This window comes from Streptomyces spiralis (genome assembly GCF_014654675.1).
GTDB lineage: Bacteria > Actinomycetota > Actinomycetes > Streptomycetales > Streptomycetaceae > Streptomyces > Streptomyces spiralis.
In genome coordinates this window covers 1-21,361 of the sequence record NZ_BNBC01000052.1, presented here as the reverse complement: position 1 = coordinate 21,361, position 21,361 = coordinate 1, and the positions used below count along the sequence as shown (strand labels likewise).

Annotated in this window: 16 protein-coding genes; 11 read left to right on the top strand and 5 right to left on the bottom strand. The window is 72.2% G+C overall.

Annotation, left to right across the window (positions count from 1 at the left end):
• Nucleotides 1–4: 4 nt before the first annotated feature.
• Entirely contained in the window at nt 5–736 is a 732-nt protein-coding gene (locus tag IE318_RS36490; protein WP_189907233.1) for a class III extradiol dioxygenase subunit B-like domain-containing protein, read from the top strand.
• Between the two features lie 192 nt (nt 737–928).
• Here IE318_RS36490 and IE318_RS36485 read toward each other — a convergent pair whose 3' ends face one another.
• Nucleotides 929–1,237, bottom strand: coding sequence for an antitoxin (locus tag IE318_RS36485; RefSeq protein WP_189907232.1), 309 nt, complete (start codon nt 1,235–1,237; stop codon nt 929–931).
• Between the two features lie 22 nt (nt 1,238–1,259).
• Nucleotides 1,260–1,490 carry a gliding motility protein gene (locus tag IE318_RS36480; protein WP_308438614.1) on the bottom strand — a complete coding sequence of 77 codons (231 nt, stop codon included), beginning with the start codon at nt 1,488–1,490 and terminating at the stop codon, nt 1,260–1,262.
• A 295-nt stretch (nt 1,491–1,785) separates the two neighbouring features.
• Here IE318_RS36480 and miaA point away from each other — a divergent pair, with 295 nt between their 5' ends.
• The 6 genes from miaA to hflX all read left to right on the top strand — a co-directional run bounded on the left by miaA (nt 1,786) and on the right by hflX (nt 10,332).
• The gene (miaA, locus tag IE318_RS36475; RefSeq protein ID WP_189907230.1) at nt 1,786–2,724 is read left to right on the top strand and encodes a tRNA (adenosine(37)-N6)-dimethylallyltransferase MiaA; all 939 of its coding nucleotides are present in this window, start codon (nt 1,786–1,788) and stop codon (nt 2,722–2,724) included.
• A gap of 108 nt (nt 2,725–2,832) precedes the next feature.
• Nucleotides 2,833–3,357 (top strand): hypothetical protein, encoded by a 525-nt coding sequence (locus IE318_RS36470; protein WP_189907252.1) that lies wholly within the window; start codon nt 2,833–2,835, stop codon nt 3,355–3,357.
• A 152-nt stretch (nt 3,358–3,509) separates the two neighbouring features.
• Nucleotides 3,510–4,379, top strand: coding sequence for a diaminopimelate epimerase (dapF, locus tag IE318_RS36465; RefSeq protein ID WP_189907229.1), 870 nt, complete (start codon nt 3,510–3,512; stop codon nt 4,377–4,379).
• 300 nt (nt 4,380–4,679) lie between these two features.
• Nucleotides 4,680–6,911 (top strand): RelA/SpoT family protein, encoded by a 2,232-nt coding sequence (locus IE318_RS36460; RefSeq protein ID WP_189907228.1) that lies wholly within the window; start codon nt 4,680–4,682, stop codon nt 6,909–6,911.
• 123 nt (nt 6,912–7,034) lie between these two features.
• Nucleotides 7,035–8,525, top strand: coding sequence for a M1 family metallopeptidase (locus tag IE318_RS36455; protein ID WP_189907227.1), 1,491 nt, complete (start codon nt 7,035–7,037; stop codon nt 8,523–8,525).
• 316 nt (nt 8,526–8,841) lie between these two features.
• Nucleotides 8,842–10,332: a GTPase HflX gene (gene hflX / locus IE318_RS36450; protein ID WP_189907226.1), complete on the top strand. Its 1,491-nt coding sequence runs from the start codon at nt 8,842–8,844 to the stop codon at nt 10,330–10,332.
• Nucleotides 10,333–10,408: 76 nt separating this feature from the next.
• Here hflX and IE318_RS36445 read toward each other — a convergent pair whose 3' ends face one another.
• Together IE318_RS36445 and IE318_RS36440 are read right to left on the bottom strand one after the other, a co-directional pair.
• Nucleotides 10,409–11,632, bottom strand: coding sequence for a trypsin-like serine peptidase (locus IE318_RS36445; protein WP_189907225.1), 1,224 nt, complete (start codon nt 11,630–11,632; stop codon nt 10,409–10,411).
• Between the two features lie 305 nt (nt 11,633–11,937).
• The gene (locus tag IE318_RS36440) at nt 11,938–13,173 is read right to left on the bottom strand and encodes a trypsin-like serine peptidase (protein ID WP_189907224.1); all 1,236 of its coding nucleotides are present in this window, start codon (nt 13,171–13,173) and stop codon (nt 11,938–11,940) included.
• 408 nt (nt 13,174–13,581) lie between these two features.
• Here IE318_RS36440 and IE318_RS36435 point away from each other — a divergent pair, with 408 nt between their 5' ends.
• The 4 genes from IE318_RS36435 (at nt 13,582) to IE318_RS36420 (ending at nt 20,292) form a co-directional block, all read left to right on the top strand.
• The gene (locus tag IE318_RS36435; RefSeq protein WP_373311384.1) at nt 13,582–15,090 is read left to right on the top strand and encodes a diaminobutyrate--2-oxoglutarate transaminase family protein; all 1,509 of its coding nucleotides are present in this window, start codon (nt 13,582–13,584) and stop codon (nt 15,088–15,090) included.
• A 323-nt stretch (nt 15,091–15,413) separates the two neighbouring features.
• On the top strand, nt 15,414–17,309 hold the full coding sequence (locus IE318_RS36430; RefSeq protein WP_229903992.1) for an IucA/IucC family protein: 1,896 nt from the start codon (nt 15,414–15,416) through the stop codon (nt 17,307–17,309).
• 29 nt (nt 17,310–17,338) lie between these two features.
• A complete protein-coding gene (locus IE318_RS36425; RefSeq protein ID WP_189907221.1) occupies nt 17,339–18,154 on the top strand; it encodes a GNAT family N-acetyltransferase in 816 nt (271 codons plus the stop codon).
• 146 nt (nt 18,155–18,300) lie between these two features.
• On the top strand, nt 18,301–20,292 hold the full coding sequence (locus tag IE318_RS36420) for an ATP-dependent DNA helicase (protein ID WP_189907220.1): 1,992 nt from the start codon (nt 18,301–18,303) through the stop codon (nt 20,290–20,292).
• An 82-nt stretch (nt 20,293–20,374) separates the two neighbouring features.
• Here IE318_RS36420 and lexA read toward each other — a convergent pair whose 3' ends face one another.
• A complete protein-coding gene (lexA, locus tag IE318_RS36415) occupies nt 20,375–21,154 on the bottom strand; it encodes a transcriptional repressor LexA (RefSeq protein WP_189907219.1) in 780 nt (259 codons plus the stop codon).
• Nucleotides 21,155–21,361: the final 207 nt, after the last annotated feature.

Here is a 21,361-nt window from a genome sequence, read left to right as displayed (position 1 = left end):
GATCATGCTTGTCGCCGCCGCAGTCTGTCCCTGTCCGCCCCTGCTCGTGCCCGCCGTCGCCGCGGGCGCCGCGCCCGAACTGGACGCCCTGCGCGCCGCGTGCACGGACGCGCTGGGTGTGCTGGCCGCCGCCCGGCCCGACCTGCTCATGGTGGTGGGGCCCGCCGAGGAGTCCGGGCGCGGCCCGCACCCGGAAGGCACCCGGGGTTCCTTCCGCGGCTTCGGCGTGGACCTGGACGTACGGCTCGGTGGGCCCACGGACACGGAGACGCGCACGGGCCCCGCGTCGGAGCGCGAACTGCCGCCCTCGCTCGCCGTCGCGGCGTGGCTGCTGGAGCGGACCGGCTGGTCCGATGCCCCGATCGAGGGGCTGGGTGTGGGCGAGCCGCTGGCGCCCGAGCGGTGCATCGCCGCCGGACGGGACCTCGCCGCACGCGCCGACCGGGTGGCGCTGCTGGTGATGGGTGACGCCAGCGCCTGCCGGTCGCTCAAGGCACCCGGGTACCTCGACGAACGCGCCGAGCCCTTCGACGCCGAGGTCGCCCGTGCGCTCGGCGCGGCGGACGTGGCGGCGCTGACCGCCCTCGACGCCGAGCTGGCGTACGAGCTGAAGGCGGCCGGCCGGGCCCCTTGGCAGGTGCTCGCGGGCGCCGCCGAGGGCGCCGGTCTCTCCGGCACCCTGCTCCACGACTCCGCGCCCTACGGCGTGGGCTACCTCGTCGCCGCCTGGTCCTGACAGGACGCCACGCCGCCCTGTTCCGGCCCTGTTCCCGCGGACGGCGCGGGCGCTGTCCTCCGGGGCGCGTCATCGTCATGTCACCTCCCGCGCCCGGGGGCGGCCAGAGTCCCACGGCGCGGCGGGCGGCCGGGAAGACCTGCTTCCCGGCCGCCCGCCGGTGTGCCGCCGTCGTGGTGTGCGGGGCGCTGTTCAGGAGGTGGGCGGGGGTCCCTCCGGAGGCGTCTGCGGAGGCGTCTGGGCGGTCTCGCCGCCCGGCGCCGTACTCGTGTCCGTGTCCGGCCGCCGCTCCCCCCGTTGGGCGATACGGTCGACGGCCTCCTTCGCCTTGCCCGTGCCCGCGTGGATCTTCTCGCTGTACTTGCCCTTGGTCTTCTCGTCGACCACCTTCGCGGCCTTGTCCAGGCCGTGCTCGATCGAGCCCCGCTGCCGCTGGGCGAGGTCCGAGACCTTGTCCTTGGCCGGGCCGAGTTTGGCCTTCATGTTGTCCAGCAGACCCATGGTTCACCTTCCCTGGCGGGAGTTACGTGCGGGCGCCCTCGCCGGCCTCCTGCTCGGCGACCTCGTCGGTGGACTGCTGCTTGGGGATCTCCACGCCGTCCGCGGCGGCCCGGTCGGTGCCGTCGGTGCTGTCGGCGCCGGGATCGACGTCCTCCGCCTCCGTCGCCTTCACCGCGTCGGCCTCGCCACCGCCGTCCGCCCCGGCGGACCCCTTCGCCGCTGCCGTCCCGTCCACCTCGGGGCCGGCGGTCACATCCTCCGAGCCGGTCGTCGCCGCGCCGTCCGGCTCCTCCGTGACCGATGCCTCCTCCGTAGCCCTCGACTCCGTAGCCTTCGACCTCCGGAAAAGTCGCGCAAAAACGCCCATATCAACTCCATACGTTACTCGTGCGGGCGAAACCGTGTAGCCCGGTGTGTCCGTCCGCGGTGCCCGGACCACCGCCCGCCGGAATCCGGCCGCGTGAACCTCGCAACGGGCAACGACCCCGCGCGCGTGCCGTCACGTAACTCGTTCGAGGGGGCCGCGGGAGGTTTGCGAAACTGGTGCGGTGAGCAGCGCACCCCCCGCCCCCCGCGTCATCGCCGTCGTCGGCCCCACCGCGGCCGGAAAGTCCGACCTCGGCGTCTTCCTGGCCCAACGCCTCGGTGGAGAGGTCGTCAACGCCGACTCCATGCAGCTCTACCGAGGGATGGACATCGGCACCGCGAAGCTGACGCCCGAGGAGCGCGACGGCGTACCGCACCACCTCCTGGACATCTGGGACGTGACGGTCACGGCATCCGTCGCCGAGTACCAGCGGCTCGCGAGGCAGCGCATCGACGCCCTGCTCGCCGAGGGACGCTGGCCGATCCTGGTCGGCGGCTCCGGCCTCTACGTCCGCGGGGCCGTGGACAACCTGGAGTTCCCCGGTACCGACCCGGCCGTGCGGGCCCGCTTGGAGGAGGAGCTCGCGCTGCGCGGCTCCGGGGCGCTGCACGCCCGCCTGGCCGCCGCCGACCCGGGGGCCGCGCGGGCGATCCTGCCCAGCAACGGCCGCCGTATCGTCCGGGCGCTGGAAGTGATCGAGATCACCGGCCGGCCGTTCACGGCCAACCTCCCGGGACACGACTCCGTCTACGACACCGTCCAGATCGGCGTCGACGTGGCGCGGCCCGAGCTCGACGAGCGCATCGCGCGCCGGGTCGACCGCATGTGTGAGGCGGGCCTCGTGGAGGAGGTGCGTGCGCTGGAGGCACAGGGTCTGCGGGAGGGGCGTACGGCCTCCCGGGCGCTCGGCTACCAGCAGGTGCTCGCGGCGCTCGCCGGGGAGTGCACGCTGGAGGAGGCGCGCGCGGAAACCGTACGCGCCACCAAGCGCTTCGCGCGCCGTCAGGACTCCTGGTTCCGGCGCGACCCGCGCGTGCACTGGCTGAGCGGGGCCGCCGCGGACCTCCCGGAACTTCCGCACCTCGCGCTGGCGTTGGTCGAACGACCGGTTACAGCCTGATCACGTGATGGCATCGGGACGCCCAGGCCGTCATCCGGGCCTCCGGGACCGTGCCATCATCGAGCTTCGATCGACCAAGTGGAGTCCTAGTTGGGAGGGCGCGTGGCGATGGAGGCCGGCCCTCGCGACACCGCACAAGACGCACGCGGCGCACATGCCGCGCACGGCACCGAGCGCATCACCATGGAGCGCGCCGGTGCGGAACCGGACGAGGACTCGCTGACCCCCGACGGGCCCGACGACACGCAGGACGGCGTGACCGCGGACGGCCCGGAGCCCGAGGAGATGTTCGCCGGGCCCGAGGTGGAGGTCGAGCTGCGCCCGCAGCGGCGCCTGCGCATCTGGCAGCTCGCCCCCATCGTGGGACTGGCCGCCGTCGGCTCGCTGATGTTCGCCTTCCCGCTGGCCTTCGACGGCGACAGCGGCGCGATGATCGCCATGCTGGGACTGCTGATCTGCTCCTGCGCGGCGGGCTGGGGCATGATGGCCGCCCGGCGCGTGGGGTACACCTGGCCGGGCCTGCCGCCGCGCGGTGGCGGCGGGCGTCCCGACTGGCGGCTGATCGGCGCCTATGTGCTGCTCGTCGCCGTCGTCGTGGTCCTCGCCGTCTGGCGGGTCGCCCGGCTGCGCTAGGCCGGCCGCGTCGGCCCTCGGTCCACGGCTGCCGCCCTCCACGGCTCCTGCTTCCCACGGCTCCGGCCCTCCACGTCGCACGCTGCCGTGGGGCGCCCCGTCCGCTGCCGGGTGGCCACCGGGTTGTCGTACCCACCCCGTACGATCGAGGCATGAGCACCCGCATCGCCTTCCTCAAGGGTCACGGCACGGAGAACGACTTCGTGATCATCCCCGACCCGGAGAACACCGTCGAGCTGTCCCCGGCCGCGGTCGCCGCCCTGTGCGACCGGCGCGCGGGCATCGGCGGCGACGGGGTGCTGCACGTCGTCCGGTCGGCCGCGCACCCCGAGGCCCGGGAGATGGCCGCCGAGGCCGAGTGGTTCATGGACTACCGCAACGGCGACGGCTCGATCGCGGAGATGTGCGGCAACGGCGTACGGGTGTTCGCGCGATACCTCCAGCACGCCGGGCACGTGACCGAGGGCGACCTCGCGATCGCCACTCGCGGCGGCGTGAAGACGGTGCACCTCGCCAAGGACGGGGACGTGACCGTGGGCATGGGCCGGGCGCGGCTTCCCGAGGGGGAGGTCACGGTGAGCGTCGGGCGGCACAGCTGGCCCGCGCGGAACGTGAACATGGGCAATCCGCACGCGGTCGCCTTCGTCGACGATCTCGCCGACGCCGGTGACCTGTACTCCCCGCCCCCGTTCAGCCCGGCCGCCGCCTACCCGGACGGGGTGAACGTCGAGTTCGTGGTCGACCGCGGCCCCCGGCACGTCGCGATGCGTGTGCACGAGCGCGGCGCCGGCGAGACCCGCTCGTGCGGCACGGGCGCCTGTGCCGTCGCCGTGGCGGCCGCCCGGCGCGACGGCGCCGACCCGTCCGTCTCCGGTTCTCCGGTCACCTACACGGTGGACGTGCCCGGCGGAACGCTGGTGATCACCGAGCGTCCGGACGGCGAGATCGAGATGACCGGCCCCGCGGTGATCGTCGCCGAGGGCGCGATCGACGCGGAGTGGCTGGAAACAGCGGCCGGTTGAGCGCCCGCGGAGCATGTCCAGCGGTGGGTGGCGAGCCGGATACGGCACAGGATCCATGCCCGGAGAGCAGACACGGGAGCGAATCCCCGGCTGACCTCCTGTCAGGTGGCCGGAAATCGTAAACCTCTGATCTATCGCTCGAATGGGTGATCCGTTTCACGCTCTCCGAGAGGCGGTCGGCCCGGTGTGCTGGGCTCGGTAGCATCAAGCACCGGCCCGGACGGGGGATCCGACGCCAACCCCTGAGCCGAGTACGCCCTGGGGCGTCCCGTCCGCCGGTCCACGCAGCCGGAGGTGCCCATGAGTGCGGATGCCACGAATCCCGCGGCCCCGGGCCCGGTGGCGCCCGCGGCGCCCCGCAGGAGGGCCCGCCCGCGGATCGACCTGCGCCGCCTCGGCCGGGCCGCGCTGCTCGGCACCGCCGCCCGCGACCGGCTGCCCGACGCCATCGGCCACGTGGCCGAGGCGCACCGCGCCCACTTCCCCGACGCGGACCTCGAACCGCTGCGCCGCGCCTACGTCCTGGCCGAGTCCTCGCACCGCGGCCAGATGCGCAAGAGCGGCGAGCCGTACATCACGCATCCGCTAGCCGTCACCCTGATCCTCGCCGAACTCGGTGCCGAGACGACGACGTTGACGGCCTCCCTCCTGCACGACACCGTCGAGGACACCGACGTGACGCTCGACCAGGTGGGTGAGGAGTTCGGGGAGGAGGTCCGCTACCTCGTCGACGGCGTCACCAAGCTGGAGAAGGTCGACTACGGGGCCGCGGCCGAGCCCGAGACCTTCCGCAAGATGCTCGTCGCCACCGGCAACGACGTCCGCGTGATGTCGATCAAACTGGCCGACCGGCTGCACAACATGCGCACGCTCGGCGTCATGCGCCCCGAGAAACAGGCCCGCATCGCCAAGGTGACCAGGGACGTGCTCATCCCGCTCGCCGAACGGCTCGGTGTGCAGGCACTCAAGACCGAACTGGAGGACCTGGTCTTCGCGATCCTGCACCCGGAGGAGTACGAGTACACACGGGAGTTGATCGCCGAGAACGCGGCCCGCCCGGGCGACCCGCTCACCGAGGTCGCCGAACAGGTACGCGGTGTGCTGCGCGAGGCCGACATCTCCGCCGAAGCCCTCGTCAGACCACGGCACTTCGTGTCCGTGCACCGCGTCGCCCGTAAACGCGGCCGGCTGCGCGGCTGCGACTTCGGCCGGCTGCTCGTGCTGGTGAACGAGGACGCCGACTGCTACGCCGTCCTCGGCGAACTGCACACCTGTATGACGCCGGTCGTCTCGGAGTTCAAGGACTTCATCGCCGTCCCCAAGTTCAACCTCTACCAGTCGTTGCACACGGCCGTCGCCCGGGAGGACGGCCAGGTCGTCGAAGTACTCATCCGCACCCACCAGATGCACAAGGTCGCCGAGGCCGGGGTCGTCGCGCTCGGCAATCCCTACGCTCCTCCTTCGGAGGAGCAGTCGACGGGCGACGGTGAGCGCGTCGACCCCACCCGCCCCGGCTGGCTCTCCCGGCTCCTCGACTGGCAGCGGGCGGCACCCGACCCCGACACCTTCTGGTCCACGCTGCGCGAGGACCTCGCCCAGGACCGCGAGATCACCGTCTTCCGGCCCGACGGCGGCACGCTGGGCCTGCCCGAGGGCGCGACCTGCGTGGACGCGGCCTACGCGCAGTACGGCGAGGACGCCCACGCCTGCATCGGCGCCCGCGTCAACGGCCGCCTGGCGACGCTCAGCACCGTCCTGAGGGACGGCGACACCGTCCAGCTCCTCATGGGCCAGGACCCCGCATCCGAGCCGTCCAGGGAGTGGCTCGACCACGCCCACACCCCCGCCGCCCGCATCGCCATCCAGCGGTGGCTGGCGGCACATCCGGCGACGGCCGACGACGGGGCCGGGACCGCCGGGCGGGCCACGCCGGGTGCTCAGGACGCCGCGAGCGGGCTTCCGGGGGCCGTCGACGGGTCGTCCCCGGCCGCCGCGCCCACGGCGGAGGAACCCGGCAGGCCCGAGGGGGCGGACGGGCCCCTGGTGGGCGTGCGCGGCGGCCGGTCCCCGGCGGCGAGCGCCGTCATCGTCGACCAGCCCCGCGCGACCGTGCGGCTCGCCGGCTGCTGCACACCCGTGCCGCCGGACGAGATCACCGCGTTCGCCGTGCGCGGGGGAGTGGTGACCGTGCACCGCGTCGAGTGCGCCACCGTGACCCGGATGAAGGACGCGGGGCGCCCCGAGGTCGGCGTGCGCTGGGGCGAGACCGCCGCGTGCCGTGTCACGCTGCTCGCCGAATCGTTCGGCCGCCCCCGTCTGCTCGCCGACCTGACGGAGGCCATCGCCCTGGAAGGCGTCGAGATCATCTCGGCGACCGTGGCCCCGCCGACCCAGCAGCGCGTCCACCACACCTACACCCTTCAGCTCCCCGACGCCGCCCGCCTGCCCGCCCTCATGCGGGCGATGCGCAACGTCCCGGGCGTCTACGACGTCAGCCGCGCCCAGCCGCAGCACCAACCGCCGGGGACCTGAACCGGGAGGGGAGAGGTCTCGGCCGGAGATGCCACCCCTGGCCGCAACCTGGAGGGCCCCGTTCGGGTGGGCCGGGCGCGCGTCGTCGCCGTACCGCCGCCGGGCGCTGATAGCCGTGGGTGCATGCCGCGCACTCTCCGTCACCGTCCCATGCGTCGCCTGAAGGCGACCGTTCTCGCGTCCGCCGTCTCCGTCTGCCTCCTCGCCGCGAGCGCCCCGCCCACCCCGCTCGGCGTCGGCGACCGGCTCTTCCCGTATCTGGGCAACCCCGGCTACGACGTGGCGTCGTACGACCTCGCCTTCACCTACCCCGGCGACAACGGCAAGCCGCTCCAGGCCGTCACCACGATCGACGCCCGCGTGACGAGGACGCTGCGGAGCGTGAACCTCGACTTCGGGCACGGCAAGGTCGCCTCCGTGGAGGTCGACGGCCGGCCGGCCGCGTTCACCACCGCCGGTGAGGACCTCGTCGTCACCCCGAAGGCCCCGCTGCCCGAGCACAGCCTGACGCGGATCACCGTGCACCACACCAGCGACCCCGCGACGGCGCAGGGCCGGGACGGCGGCTGGGTGCGCACCGCGGACGGCCTCGCCATGGCCAACCAGGCCGACGCCGCGCACCTGGTGTTCCCGTGCAACGACCACCCCTCCGACAAGGCGCTGTTCACCATCCGGGTCACCGCCCCCGACGGGTACACGGCCGTCGCCAACGGCCTGCCGGAGGGTGTCGCCCGGGCCGGCGGCCGGGCCACCTGGACGTACCGCACCCGGCACCCCATGGCCACCGAACTGGCCCAGGTCTCCATCGGCCGCTCCACCGTGCTGCACCGCACCGGCCCGCACGGTCTGCCCGTCCGCGACGTCGTCCCCAGCAAGGACCGCAAGGCGCTCGAACCGTGGCTCGCCAAGACCCCGGACCAGATCGCCTGGATGGAGAGCAAGGTCGGGCGCTACCCCTTCGAGACATACGGCCTGCTCATGGCCTCGGCCACCACCGGTTTCGAACTCGAGACACAGACCCTCTCTCTCTTCGAGAGAGATCTGTTCACCGACCCCGCCTACCCGAAGTGGTATGTGGAGTCGGTGATGGTGCACGAGCTGTCCCACCAGTGGTTCGGCGACAGCGTCACCCCGCGCGCCTGGTCCGACCTGTGGCTCAACGAGGGGCACGCCACCTGGTACGAGGCCCTGTACGCCGAGGAGAAGGCCCACAAGTCCATGGAGACCCGGATGAAGGCCGCCTACGGGGCCTCCGACCAGTGGCGCGCGGCCGGAGGCCCGCCCGCGCGACCCAAGCCGCCGGCGGCCGGCCAGAAGACGGGGATCTTCCGCGCGAACGTCTACGACGGCGCGGCCCTCGTCCTGTACGCGCTGCGCCGGCAGATCGGCGAGGCGGCGTTCGAGCGCCTGGAGCGCGCGTGGGTGCGCGGCAACCGGGACTCCACGGCGACCACGGCCGACTTCGTACGGCTGGCCTCGGACGTCGCCGGACGTGACCTGAGCGGCTTCTTCAAGGCCTGGCTGTACGGTGCGAAGACCCCGCCGATGCCCGGCCACCCGGACTGGAAGCCCGCCCCGCGGCAGAAGAACGTGCCGCGGACGATGAAGCGGTGACGGTGGAAGGCGAAGAAAGGCGAAGAAAGGCGAAGAAAGGCGAAGAAGTGACCGTGGCAGGACACTCCGTTTGCCGCGGTCGGTGAGAAGGCCGTGCCGGCGGCGGTGCGGAAGCGGCCGCCGCGGCGGGGAAATAACACCGTGACGAGACGGGCCGTCCCGTGCGACCATCTTCGGGTCGGCACGGCACGGTGCACGGGGAATCTCCCGGGGCACTCGTGCGTTGTCAGCAGTGACGGAACTGCTGAGGACAGCCCGTCGGACTTCTCCACGGCTCCGTCGCCGCACCACGGATTCCCAACGACGTAAGGACCCAATGACCTCCTCTTCTTCCTCTTCCCAGGCCACCAAGCGCCTCGCGCACACCTACCCCGAAGGTCTTCGGGCCGATGCCCTGATGGAAGAGGACGTCGCCTGGAGCCACGAGATCGACGGAGAGCGGGACGGCGACCAGTTCGACCGCTCGGAGCGCGCGGCCCTGCGCCGTGTCGCGGGCCTCTCCACCGAGCTCGAGGACGTCACCGAGGTCGAGTACCGTCAGCTCCGCCTGGAGCGGGTCGTCCTCGTCGGCGTCTGGACCTCGGGGACCGTGCAGGACGCGGAGAACTCGCTGGCCGAGCTCGCCGCCCTCGCCGAGACCGCCGGCGCGGTCGTGCTGGACGGTGTGATCCAGCGCCGCGACAAGCCCGACGCGGCCACCTACATCGGCTCCGGCAAGGCCGACGAGCTGCGCGACATCGTCCTGGAGACGGGCGCGGACACCGTCATCTGCGACGGTGAGCTCAGCCCGGGTCAGCTGATCCACCTCGAGGACATCGTCAAGGTCAAGGTCATCGACCGTACGGCCCTGATCCTGGACATCTTCGCCCAGCACGCCAAGTCCCGGGAGGGCAAGGCGCAGGTCGCGCTCGCGCAGATGCAGTACATGCTGCCGAGGCTGCGCGGCTGGGGTCAGTCCCTGTCCCGTCAGATGGGCGGCGGCAGCGGCGGACTCGCCACGCGTGGTCCCGGTGAGACCAAGATCGAGACAGACCGGCGCCGGATCCGCGAGAAGATGGCGAAGATGCGCCGGGAGATCGCGGACATGAAGACCGGCCGCGAGATCAAGCGCCAGGAGCGACGCCGCCACAAGGTGCCCTCCGTCGCCATCGCGGGTTACACCAACGCCGGAAAGTCCTCCCTGCTCAACCGCCTCACCGGCGCGGGCGTCCTGGTCGAGAACGCGCTGTTCGCGACCCTGGACCCGACCGTGCGCCGGGCCGAGACCCCGAGCGGGCGGCTGTACACGCTGGCCGACACCGTCGGATTCGTCCGGCACCTGCCGCACCACCTGGTCGAGGCGTTCCGCTCCACCATGGAGGAGGTCGGCGACTCCGACCTGATCCTGCACGTCGTGGACGGTTCGCACCCGAACCCGGAGGAGCAGCTGGCCGCCGTGCGCGAGGTGATCAGGGACGTCGGCGCCACCGAAGTACCCGAGATCGTCGTGATCAACAAGGCGGACGCGGCCGACCCGCTGGTGCTCCAGCGGCTGCTGCGGATCGAGAAGCACTCGATCGCCGTCTCGGCCCGCACCGGCCGGGGCATCGCCGAGCTGCGCGCCCTGATCGACAACGAGCTGCCCCGGCCGTCCGTCGAGATCGAGGCGCTCGTGCCGTACACCCACGGCAAGCTGGTCGCCCGCGCCCACACCGAGGGCGAGGTGATCTCCGAGGAGCACACCGCGGAGGGCACCCTGCTCAAGGCCCGGGTGCACGACGAGCTCGCGGCGGACCTGGCGCCGTACGTGCCGGCCGCCGCGCTCTGAGCCGCCCCGGCTCCGACGTACAGCACGAGGGCCCGCTCCCTGTCGCAGGGGGCGGGCCCTCGTCATGCCGTCGGTGTCACTGGCCGCCGTACGTCCTGCTCATGTTCTGGTACAGCGCCTCGGCTCCCCGGCCCAGCTGCGGGCCCGCGAGCCAGGTGTTGTCGGACGGGCCGATCGAGGTGTTGGAGACCAGTTCGGTCTTCCCGCCCACCACGCGGAACCAGCCGCCACCGGACGAGCCACCGGTCATGGTGCAGCCGATCCGGTACATCGTCGGCAGGGACGGGCTGAGCGAGAACCGGCCCGGCCGGTCCAGGCACCGGAACATCTTCAGACCGTTGTACGGCGGCGCGGCCGGGTAGCCCCACGCGCCCATCGTGGTGACCTCGGTGGCCGACGGCGCGGAGAAGTCCACGTCCAGCGCGGCCCCGACGGTCTCCTCCAGCGACTTCGAGCCGGACTCCGGTTTCACGTGCAGCACGGCGTAGTCGTACGCGGCTCCCGCGCCGCCCGTCTCCGAGCCGCCCTGGATCCACTGGTTCGAGGTGGAGGCCCAGTCGGCCCACCAGGCGCCGTACGGGGCGACCTCGGACGCGTCGGCGTTGCTCAGCTCGGACGCGGACTTGCCGAGGTCGTTGTAGGCCGGGACGAAGACGAGGTTGCGGTACCAGCCGCCGCCCTGGCCCGCGTGCACACAGTGGCCCGCCGTCCACACCAGGTTGGACTTGCCCGGGTGGTTGACGTCCTTGACGACCGTGCCGGAGCAGACCATCGAACCCTCGGGCGAGTCGAAGAAGACCTTGCCGACCGGAGCGGCGTTCTCGTGGTACGGGGTCTTCTCGGCCTGGGCCTGGACGGGCTGCGGCGCCGGGTCGCTGACGCCCTGGTCGGCGGCGGCGTCCTTGGTGGTGACCGTCTTGTTGGCCTCCTTGGCGGACTTCATCCGCTCGGGCTTCCACAACCCCTTGATCACCGGGTTGACGAAGTCCTTGGCGGCGCTGAGCCACTTGTCCTTGTCCCAGTCCTTCCAGCCGCCCTTCTGCCACTGGTCGACATCGATCCCGTGCGCCTTGAGCCGGTTCGCGATGTCGGCGGGGACGTGGATCTTCCCGTCACCGCCACCGCTGCCGTCTCCGGCGGCCTGCGAAGCGGTGGCGCCCGGCTTGCCGCTCGCGTCGTCCTTGCCCGAGTCGTCGCAGGCGGTCGCGGTGAGCGTCAGCGTCGCGGCCAGGGCGGTGGCGGCGAGGACGGCGCGCCGGCGTCCGTGCCGGAGCGCGGACGGCGTACGTGTGGAACGCATGGTGCGTAGAACCCCCGTTGGTTCGTTCGGCTGTGGTTCTTCTGCCTGTGGTTCGTTCGGCTGTGGTTGGTTTGCCTGTCGCGCGCCGTGCCTGACGGCTGCGTGGCTCTCGATGGTGCTTGATGTCATGTGCTTGTCAGTGCGGCTCCGACGATGGTCCCCGGGCGCTGTGCGCGAGAACCTGCTGGGGAGCGACACCCCACTATGCAGGTGCGGATGAGTGCGAACGGCGGTGGGCTGGTGAAGGTTTCCGTCGGACACCCCACCGCCGTCGGTGAATCCCCCCGGCGTTCACCGGGCGCTTCTCACTGCCCGGCGAACTTCTTGCTGACCGAGTCGTACACGCCCTTGGCCACCGGACCCAGCCGCGGACCGGCCAGCCAGCCCGACGTCGCCGGGCCGATCGAGGTGTTGGACACCAGCGCGGGCTTGCCGTCCGCGCCCCTCTCGACCCATCCGCCCCCGGACGAACCACCGGTCATGGTGCAGCCGATGCGGTACATCGTCGGGTCGGAGGCCTTGACCGACAGCCGTCCCGGCTTGTCCTGGCACTGGTACAGCAGCTGGCCGTCGTACGGCGGCGCGGCCGGGTAGCCGGTCGCGGTGATGCTCTCCACCTTCGGCACGGCCGGGGCGTCGAAGTTCACCGGCAGCGCCGAACCGACGGTCTCCTCCAGCGACTTCCCGCTGCCGCCCTTCTCCGGCGTCACATGCATGACGGCGAAGTCGTACGACGCGCCCTGCCCGCCGGTCGCACCGCCCTGCTCGATCCACTGGTCGGAGGTCTGCGCCCAGTCGACCCACCACACGCCGTACGGGGCGACCTCCTCCCGGGTGGCGTTCTGCAACTGGGCCGCGCTCTTGCCCGCGTTGTTGTACGACGGCACGAAGGCGATGTTGCGGTACCAGCCGCCCTTCTTGCCGGCGTGCACACAGTGGCCGGCCGTCCACACGAGGTCGGACTTGCCCGGGTGGGCCGGATCCTCGACCACCGTCGCCGAGCAGACCATCGTGCCCTCGGGGGAGTCGAAGAAGAGCTTGCCCGCCGTCGCGGCGTTGGCGTGGTAGGGCGGCGCCACCGCCCGTGCCTTCACCGGCGCCGGGGTCGGGTCGGTGACACCCTGGTCACCGGAGATGTCGTTGTCGTCGACACCCTTGTCCGGGTCCTCGGCCCGGCGCATCCGGTCCGGGTCCCACAGGCCCTGGATGATCGGGTTGATGAAGTCGTTGGCCTCGCGCAGCCAGTCGTCCTTGTCCCAGTTCTTCCAGGCCCCGTTCTTCCACTTGTCGAGGTCGATCCCGTGCTCCTTGAGCTTGTCGCGGATGTCGTCCGGGATCTTGATCTTGCCGTCGCCGCCCGAACCGCCCGCGTCGTCGGCGCTCGCGGAGGGCTTGCCGTCCGCGTGGGCGTCGTCCCCGTTGCAACCGGTGGCGGTGAGCGCCAGCGCCGAGACCAGAGCGAGAGCGGCCAGCGCCGGGGAGCCAGTGCGCCGGGCGCTCCCCCTTCGGCGAGCGGTGACGGACGGGCGTATGGGTCGCATGCTCTGACTCCCCCTGGTATGACGGGACTTGCTGGTGCCGCCGTGCCCCCGCAGCCCCCCCGAGCCGGCCGGCCGAGGTCGTGCGCGCTCACAGCGTGCGGAACGGCACCACACACTATGCGCTCGCTGTAGGGGACTGCCGACGGAACGGCAACGGTTCCGTCACGGCAAGGATCTTGAAGCAACCCGTAACTCTCTGAGCGGTTGGCGGTTGTAACGGTGAGGGGTCTGCTGTCCACGCCGGGGCCCCCGCGAGACGGTTGTGCGACTCGCCGCCGACAGCGCCGACCGCAGTGCCGACCGGCAGGCCGCAGGCGGCAGCGGGACGACGCCTTGCGGCAGTTGGGAGGCCGGCCCCTCGGGACAGGTGGAGGCCGACACCTTGGGACAGCGGGAGGACAGGGAGCCGTGACCGTGACGGAGTCTGCGCCCGGGGGGTCTGGGCCCGGGGGGTGTGCTTCTGAGGAGTGTGCGCCGACCGGGAGTTCGCCTGCGGGGGCGCGCGCCCTGCACGAGGGGATCCTGCGGCGCCAGTCGGCGCGCGAGTCGTCCGCGCGCACCTACGCGCGCGCTCTGCCGATCGTTCCGGTCCGGGCGCGCGGGCTCACCATCGAGGGCGCGGACGGCCGCCGCTATCTGGACTGTCTCTCGGGCGCGGGCACCCTCGCCCTCGGGCACAACCATCCCGTCGTCCTCGAGGCCGTTCGCAAGGTCCTCGACTCCGGCGCACCGCTGCACGCCCTCGACCTGGCCACCCCCGTCAAGGACGCCTTCGTCGACGAACTGTTCCGCACCCTGCCCGCCGGGTTCGCCGACCACGCGCGCGTGCAGTTCTGCGGCCCGGCCGGGACGGACGCGGTGGAGGCCGCGTTCAAGCTCGTCCGGGCCGCCACCGGCCGCGCCGGGATCATGGCGTTCGCCGGCGCCTACCACGGGATGACCGCCGGAGCGCTCGCCGCCTCCGGGCACGCCCCCGACGTCCGGGTCGCCCGGCTGCCCTACCCACAGGACTACCGCTGCCCCTTCGGCGTCGGCGGCCCCCGCGGAGCCGAACTAGCGGCCCGCTGGACCGAGTCCGTACTGGACGACCCCAGATCGGGTGTGCCCCTGCCCGCCGGGATGATCCTCGAACCGGTGCAGGGCGAGGGCGGGGTCATTCCCGCGCCGGACGACTGGATGCGGCGGATGCGGCGGCTCACCGCGGAACGCTCGGTGCCGCTGATCGCCGACGAGATCCAGACCGGGGTCGGCCGTACGGGCGCGTTCTGGGGGGTCGAACACAGCGGGGTGACACCGGATGTGATGGTGCTGTCCAAGGCCATCGGCGGCAGCCTGCCGCTGGCCGTCGTGGTCTACCGCGACGACCTCGACGTCTGGGAACCGGGCGCCCACGCGGGAACCTTCCGCGGCAACCAACTCGCCATGGCCGCAGGCACCGCCACCCTCACCCATGTCCGCGAGAACCGCCTCGCCGAACGCGCCGCGACCCTGGGCTCCCGCATGCTCTCCCAACTCGGCGCACTGGCCGAGGAGTACCCGTGCATCGGCGAGGTGCGGGGACGCGGCCTGATGATCGGCCTGGAACTGGTGGACCCGACCGGCGCCGCTCCCGAAGAGGACGTCACACCGCCACTGCCCGGGGCCCGCGTGCCCAGACCCGCGGCCCCCGAGCTCGCGGCCGCGGTCCAGCGGGAATGCCTGCGACGGGGCCTCATCATCGAACTCGGCGGTCGGCATGCGAGCGTCGTACGACTCCTGCCCCCGCTGACGATCACCGACGAGCAGTCGGCCGCGGTGCTCGACCGGCTGGCGGACGCGGTCGAAGCGGCGGCCCGGACACACACCGACCGTGCCCGCCGGACCGGGCCTCCTGGGCGACAGCAACGATCCTCCGGACGCGCGGGGGGAGCGGGATAGCGCCTTCGGAGCTGCCCGAGCTGCCGAGCTGCGCGGCTGCCGAGCTGCGGTGTCGCGGGCAGGTCGGCGGGCCTGTCGGTCAGGCGCTGGTCGGCCGAGCGGGTTGGCGGGCCAGGGCAACTGGCGGACCCAGGGCCAGGGCAGCCGCTCGGCCGAGGCAGCCGTCCGCCGAGCGGGCCTGCCGGCCGGCCTTCTGGGCGCACGGACCAGGCGGAGGCCGGCCGCCGGGGCCACCCGAGCCGAACTGGAGCCCGGTCCCCATGTCCTACGGCCCTGCAACACCCGAGCCCCGAAGACCCGAACGACACCCACAAGGAACCGTCTTGAACGCAACCCCGACAACTCACGGTCACCCCTCCGCCTCTCTGGGCGCGACCGAGACGGTCCCCCGCCAACTCCACGGCGCACCGAACCTCCCGCATCCGGACCGCACGGCCGCGGACCTCCTGGATCACCCCGACCCGCACACAGCCGCCCAAGTCGCAGCCCTGGAGAGCCTCCTCCGCTGCTGGGTGCGCGAGACGGGCATCGCCGACCCCGGCGACGACAGCCTGCGTGTCCCTCTGCCGGCCAGCGGCACGGCCCTCCTCGTCCCCGTACACCACTGGTCGCCGACCGGCTGGCACCGCTTCGGCCTGCCCCGCCTGGCCGGCGCCCCGGACACCGCGGCCCCGGCCGATGCCGTCACCGTCGCCACTCTGCTGGCGCGGGAAGCGCCGATCCCAGGCGGTGTTCCCACCGGCGTCCCGCCAGCTGTTCCCGCCGGTGACGAGGCGGTCGATCTCGTCGCCCGCGTGGCCGACTCGGTCCGGCGCACCACCCTCTTTCTCACCGACCGCCGCGAACATCCCGCCGACGGTCCCGACCACTTCCTCTCCGCGGAGCAGGCCCTCGTGCTCGGACATCCGCTGCATCCGGCCCCGAAGAGCCGCGAGGGTCTGTCCGAGGCAGAAGTCCGCCCCTTCTGTCCGGAGTTGCGAGGCTCCTTCCCCTTGCACTGGATGGCGGTCGCCCCCTCCGTGCTCGCCACCGACTCGGCGTGGACCGAGAGCGGCCGGCCCGTCCCAGCCGACCGACTCATGGCCCGACTCGCCGGAGCGGGCCTGCCGCTGCCCGAGGGATACGCCGCCCTGCCCCTGCACCCCTGGCAGGTGCGCGATGTCCGGCACCGCCCGGGCGCCGCGGCGCTGCTCGACGCGGGACTGCTCCGCGACCTGGGCCCCTACGGCCCCTCCTGGCATCCCACCTCCTCCGTACGAACCGTTCACCGCACCGGCGCACCGGCCATGCTCAAGCTGTCGCTGGGCCTGCGTATCACCAACTCCCGTCGTGAGAACCTCCGTAAGGAACTGCACCGTGGCGTCGAGGTCCACCGCCTCCTGCGCGGTGGCCTGTCCCAGCGGTGGCGAGCGGCGCACCCCCACTTCGACATCGTCCGCGACCCGGCCTGGCTGGCCGTCGACGACCAGGACGGCGCCCCCGTGCCGGGGCTGGACGTGATGATCCGGCACAATCCGTTCGGCCCGGCGGACGACGTCTGCTGCGTCGCCGGCCTCGTCGCGCCCAGGCCGTATCACCAGGCCGGAGCGGGCCCGGTCGTCCGGTCCCGGCTGGCCGACATCGTCAGGTGCCTCGCCCTGCGCACCGGACGTCCGCGAGAAGCCGTCGCCGCCGAGTGGTTCCTGCGCTACCTCGAACAGGTGATCCGTCCGGTGGTGTGGCTCGACGGCGAGGCAGGGATCGCCCTGGAGGCCCATCAGCAGAACACGCTGGTGGTGCTGGACGCCGACGGCTGGCCCGCGGGCGGTCGTTACCGCGACAACCAGGGCTACTACTTCCGCGCCTCCCGGCGCGCGGAACTCGACGCCTTGCTGCCCGGCATCGGCGAGCGCAGCGACACCTTCGTCTCCGACGAGGTCACGGACGAACGCTTCGGCTACTACCTCGCCGTCAACAACGTCTTCGGTCTCATCGGTGCCTTCGGCTCCCAGAAGCTCGCCGACGAACGGCTGCTCCTGGCCGCATTCCGCCGCTTCCTCCGTGGTCTCGCCTCCGGTCCTGCCCGTACCCGCTCGACCCTGCCGGCCCGTCTGCTCGACTCGCCGGTCCTGCGCTGCAAGGCCAACCTGCTGACCCGGCTGCACGGCCTCGACGAACTCGTCGGCCCGGTCGACACCCAGTCCGTCTACGTCACCATCGCGAACCCCCTGCACTCCTGACACGAATCCCCTGCCGAGAGGAGCGCGCCATGTCTCCCGCCGACGCCGGCGCAGCCACGGACCAGGCCCCCGCCGCCACCGGTGCCCCCGTCCTCGATCCTGAACCGATCCCCATGGCCGCCGCTGCCGCGGCCGCCCCGCGCCCGAGCGGCGCCGAGCTCCGCCCTGGACCGGCCGAGGCGGGCACCGACAGCGAGGACACGCTCGACCTTCACCTGCCGGACGACTTCATCGCACTCTTCGCGGAGAGGACCGCGCCCGGATCCGCCGTGGACGACCTCCTCGGCGGCGTCGGGGACTGGGGCGCCACCGCCACCCCTGTCGGCGCCTTCCAGCTGGTCCCCGTCCAGGTCGAGCGGGACCTGCCGGTCATCGGCCGGTGGATGAACGACCCGGCCGTCGCCGAGTACTGGCAGTTGGCCGGACCGCAGAGCGTGACCGAGGCCCATCTGCGCGCGCAACTGGACGGCGACGGACGCAGTGTCCCCTGTCTCGGCCTCCTCGAGGGCACACCGATGAGCTACTGGGAGATCTACCGGGCCGATCTCGACCCGCTGGCCCGCCACTATCCCGCCCGGCCGCACGACACCGGTGTCCACCTCCTCATCGGCAGCGTCACCGACCGCGGCCGAGGACTCGGCAGCGCTCTGCTCCGAGCCGTGGCCGACCTGATCCTCGACAAACGCCTCAGCTGTTCCCGCGTCGTGGCGGAGCCCGACCTTCGCAACGCACCCTCCGTAGCCGCCTTCCTGACCGCCGGATTCCGCTTCGCGGCCGAGGTCGACCTGCCCGACAAGCGGGCCGCCCTCGTGATCCGGGACCGGTCCTTGCGAGAGCTGCTGTGACAGTCGGTCGCAGACCCGTCACAACGAGCAACGTTCGCCCGGCCGGTCCGGTTCCCGTCGCGCAGAACCGATTGAGGAAGTGCAGAACCCCTGGTCCGCGGCTCGACCGCCCGTTTGTCAGTCCCGAGCCGTAGGGTGGTCGCGCTATGACGAAGCCCTCACTCCCCGAACTCCTGCATGCCGCCGTCGCCGCCGTCGGCGGTGCGGAGCGCCCCGGCCAGGTGACCATGGCCCAAGCCGTCGCGGACGCGGTCGACGACGGCTCGCACCTGCTGGTCCAGGCCGGCACCGGTACCGGTAAGTCCCTCGGTTACCTCGTGCCCGCGCTCGCGCACGGGGAACGAGTCGTGGTGGCAACGGCCACCCTGGCGCTGCAGCGCCAGCTCGTGGAGCGTGACCTGCCGCGCACGGTCGACGCGCTGCACCCCCTGCTGCGCCGTCGCCCGGAGTTCGCCATGCTCAAGGGCCGCTCGAACTACCTGTGTCTGCACCGTCTGCACGAGGGCGTCCCGCAGGACGAGGAGGAGGGCCTGTTCGACCAGTTCGAGGCGGCCGCGCCCACCAGCAAGCTGGGTCAGGACCTGCTGCGGCTGCGCGACTGGGCGGACGAGACCGAGTCCGGTGACCGTGACGACCTCACGCCCGGTGTGTCCGACCGCGCCTGGGGGCAGGTCTCCGTCTCGTCGCGGGAGTGCCTGGGCGCCTCCAAGTGCGCCTACGGCGCCGAGTGCTTCGCCGAGATGGCCCGCGAGCGCGCCAAGCTCGCCGAGGTCGTCGTCACCAACCACGCGCTGCTCGCGATCGACGCCATCGAGGGCGCGCCGGTCCTTCCGCAGCACGAGGTGCTGATCGTCGACGAGGCCCATGAGCTGGTCTCACGGGTGACCGGCGTCGCCACCGGCGAACTCACGCCCGGACAGGTCAACCGTGCGGTGCGCCGCGCCGCGAAGCTCGTCAACGAGAAGGCCGCCGATCAGCTGCAGACCGCCGCCGAGGGTTTCGAGCGGCTGATGGAGCTGGCCCTGCCGGGCAGGCTGGAGGAGATCCCCGAGGACCTCGGCTATGCCCTGCTGGCTCTGAGGGACGCCGCACGCAACGTCATCTCGGCGCTCGGCACGACCCGCGACAAGTCGGTCCAGGACGAGGACGCGGTCCGCAAGCAGGCGCTGGCCTCCGTGGAGAACGTGCACGACGTGGCGGAGCGGATCACGAACGGTTCCGAGTGGGACGTCGTCTGGTACGAACGCCACGACCGCTTCGGCGCCTCCCTGCGCGTCGCCCCCATGTCCGTCTCGGGCCTGCTGCGCGAGAAACTCTTCGCTGACCGCTCCGTCGTCCTGACCTCGGCGACCCTCAAACTCGGCGGCGACTTCAACGGCGTCGGCGCCTCCCTCGGCCTTGCCCCGGAGGGCACGGAGGGCGACGACGTGCCGCAGTGGAAGGGCGTGGACGTCGGTTCGCCCTTCGACTACCGCAAACAGGGCATTCTGTACGTCGCGAAGCACCTGTCGCGCCCCGCGCGGGACGGCGACCGCGGGGACATGCTCGACGAGCTGACGGAACTGATCCAGGCAGCGGGCGGCCGCACACTCGGCCTGTTCTCGTCGATGCGGGCCGCCCAGCTGGCCGCCGAGGAGCTGCGTGCGCGCATCCCCGAGTTCCCGATCCTGCTCCAGGGCGAGGAGACGCTGGGCGAGCTGATCAAGAACTTCGCGGCGGACCCGAAGACGTGCCTGTTCGGCACGCTGTCCCTCTGGCAGGGCGTGGACGTCCCCGGCCCCAGCTGTCAGCTGGTCGTGATGGACAAGATCCCGTTCCCGCGCCCCGACGACCCGCTGATGAGCGCCCGCCAGAAGGCGGTGGAGGACGCCGGTGGCAACGGCTTCATGGCGGTCGCCGCCACCCATGCGGCCCTGCTGATGGCCCAGGGCGCCGGACGTCTCGTCCGCGCATCCGGGGACCGCGGGGTGGTCGCCGTACTCGATCAGCGACTGGCCACGGCGCGTTACGGCGGCTATCTGAAGGCGTCACTGCCGGACTTCTGGTACACCACCGACCGCAACCAGGTGCGTAAGTCGCTGGCGGCCATCGACGCCGCGGCCCGGCAGGCGGAGGAGGAGCAGACGGCGGCCGGGTGAGCGCACAACAGGGCCCCGGAACCGGCGCAGAGGTTCCGGGGCCCGATCAAGGGGCGGGTCGACAGGCCCGCCGCTGCGCTCCTCAGACGCGCCGCAGGACTGCCACCACCTTGCCGAGGATGGTCGCGTCGTCACCCGGGATCGGCTCGTACGCCGCGTTGTGCGGCAGCAGCCAGACATGGCCGTCCTCGCGCTTGAAGCGCTTGACGGTCGCCTCGCCCTCGATCATGGCGGCCACGATGTCGCCGTTCTCGGCGACCTGCTGGCGGCGGACCGTGACCCAGTCGCCGTCACAGATGGCGGCCTCGATCATCGAGTCGCCGACGACCTTCAGGACGAACAGCTCACCGTCGCCGACCAGCTGCCGGGGGAGAGGGAAGACGTCCTCGACCGACTCCTCGGCGAGGATCGGGCCACCGGCGGCGATCCGGCCGACCAGAGGAACGTACGACGCGGCGGGCTTGCCCACCGTGTCGGTGGGCTGCAGCGTGGCGGCCTGGTCCGAGCCGCGGACCTCGTAGGCGCGCGGGCGGTGCGGGTCACGCCGCAGAAAGCCCTTGCGCTCGAGCGCCATGAGCTGGTGGGCCACCGAGGAGGTGCTGGACAGGCCGACCGCCTGGCCGATCTCCCGCATGGACGGCGGATAGCCGCGCCGCTGCACCGAGTCCCTGATGACCTCGATCACCCGGCGCTGCCGCTCGGTGAGGCCCGAGCTGTCCGCCCGGATGCCTGGAGGGCGGCCCGGAAGGGAGCGCTTGGGTCCCTCCGGATTCGCGGCTTCGTTCATCGCATGCACCGGCTCGAGTCGGCCCTGGGAGCGGTCCTGGGCAGTGATGGTGGCACTGTCTGCGGTGGTGGTCACGTCGTCGGCCCCTCTCGATGGTCTCCCTCCGGCACAACGGTAGTTGCTTTCGAAAGGTTGCGCCAAACACACGTTCGAGTGAAAAAGTGTGGATCAAGGGACTTGATCACGTGTCTGGGTGTATGGCCGACGTGGTGACCGGCGGGCAAAAAGGCCCATTGCTGTACTCTTCACCGCCGGAGTGCAGACCTTGTGGGTCGCCGCCCC

Excerpts from the sequence above, each read along its gene's own strand:
- IE318_RS36490 (WP_189907233.1), top strand. The coding sequence starts at position 5 with ATGCTTGTCGCCGCCGCAGTCTGTCCCTGTCCGCCCCTGCTCGTGCCC.
- IE318_RS36485 (WP_189907232.1), bottom strand. The coding sequence starts at position 1,237 with ATGGGTCTGCTGGACAACATGAAGGCCAAACTCGGCCCGGCCAAGGAC.
- IE318_RS36470 (WP_189907252.1), top strand. The coding sequence starts at position 2,833 with ATGGAGGCCGGCCCTCGCGACACCGCACAAGACGCACGCGGCGCACAT.
- dapF (WP_189907229.1), top strand. The coding sequence starts at position 3,510 with ATGAGCACCCGCATCGCCTTCCTCAAGGGTCACGGCACGGAGAACGAC.
- IE318_RS36460 (WP_189907228.1), top strand. The coding sequence starts at position 4,680 with ATGAGTGCGGATGCCACGAATCCCGCGGCCCCGGGCCCGGTGGCGCCC.
- IE318_RS36455 (WP_189907227.1), top strand. The coding sequence starts at position 7,035 with ATGCCGCGCACTCTCCGTCACCGTCCCATGCGTCGCCTGAAGGCGACC.
- hflX (WP_189907226.1), top strand. The coding sequence starts at position 8,842 with ATGACCTCCTCTTCTTCCTCTTCCCAGGCCACCAAGCGCCTCGCGCAC.
- IE318_RS36445 (WP_189907225.1), bottom strand. The coding sequence starts at position 11,632 with ATGCGTTCCACACGTACGCCGTCCGCGCTCCGGCACGGACGCCGGCGC.
- IE318_RS36440 (WP_189907224.1), bottom strand. The coding sequence starts at position 13,173 with ATGCGACCCATACGCCCGTCCGTCACCGCTCGCCGAAGGGGGAGCGCC.
- IE318_RS36425 (WP_189907221.1), top strand. The coding sequence starts at position 17,339 with ATGTCTCCCGCCGACGCCGGCGCAGCCACGGACCAGGCCCCCGCCGCC.
- IE318_RS36420 (WP_189907220.1), top strand. The coding sequence starts at position 18,301 with ATGACGAAGCCCTCACTCCCCGAACTCCTGCATGCCGCCGTCGCCGCC.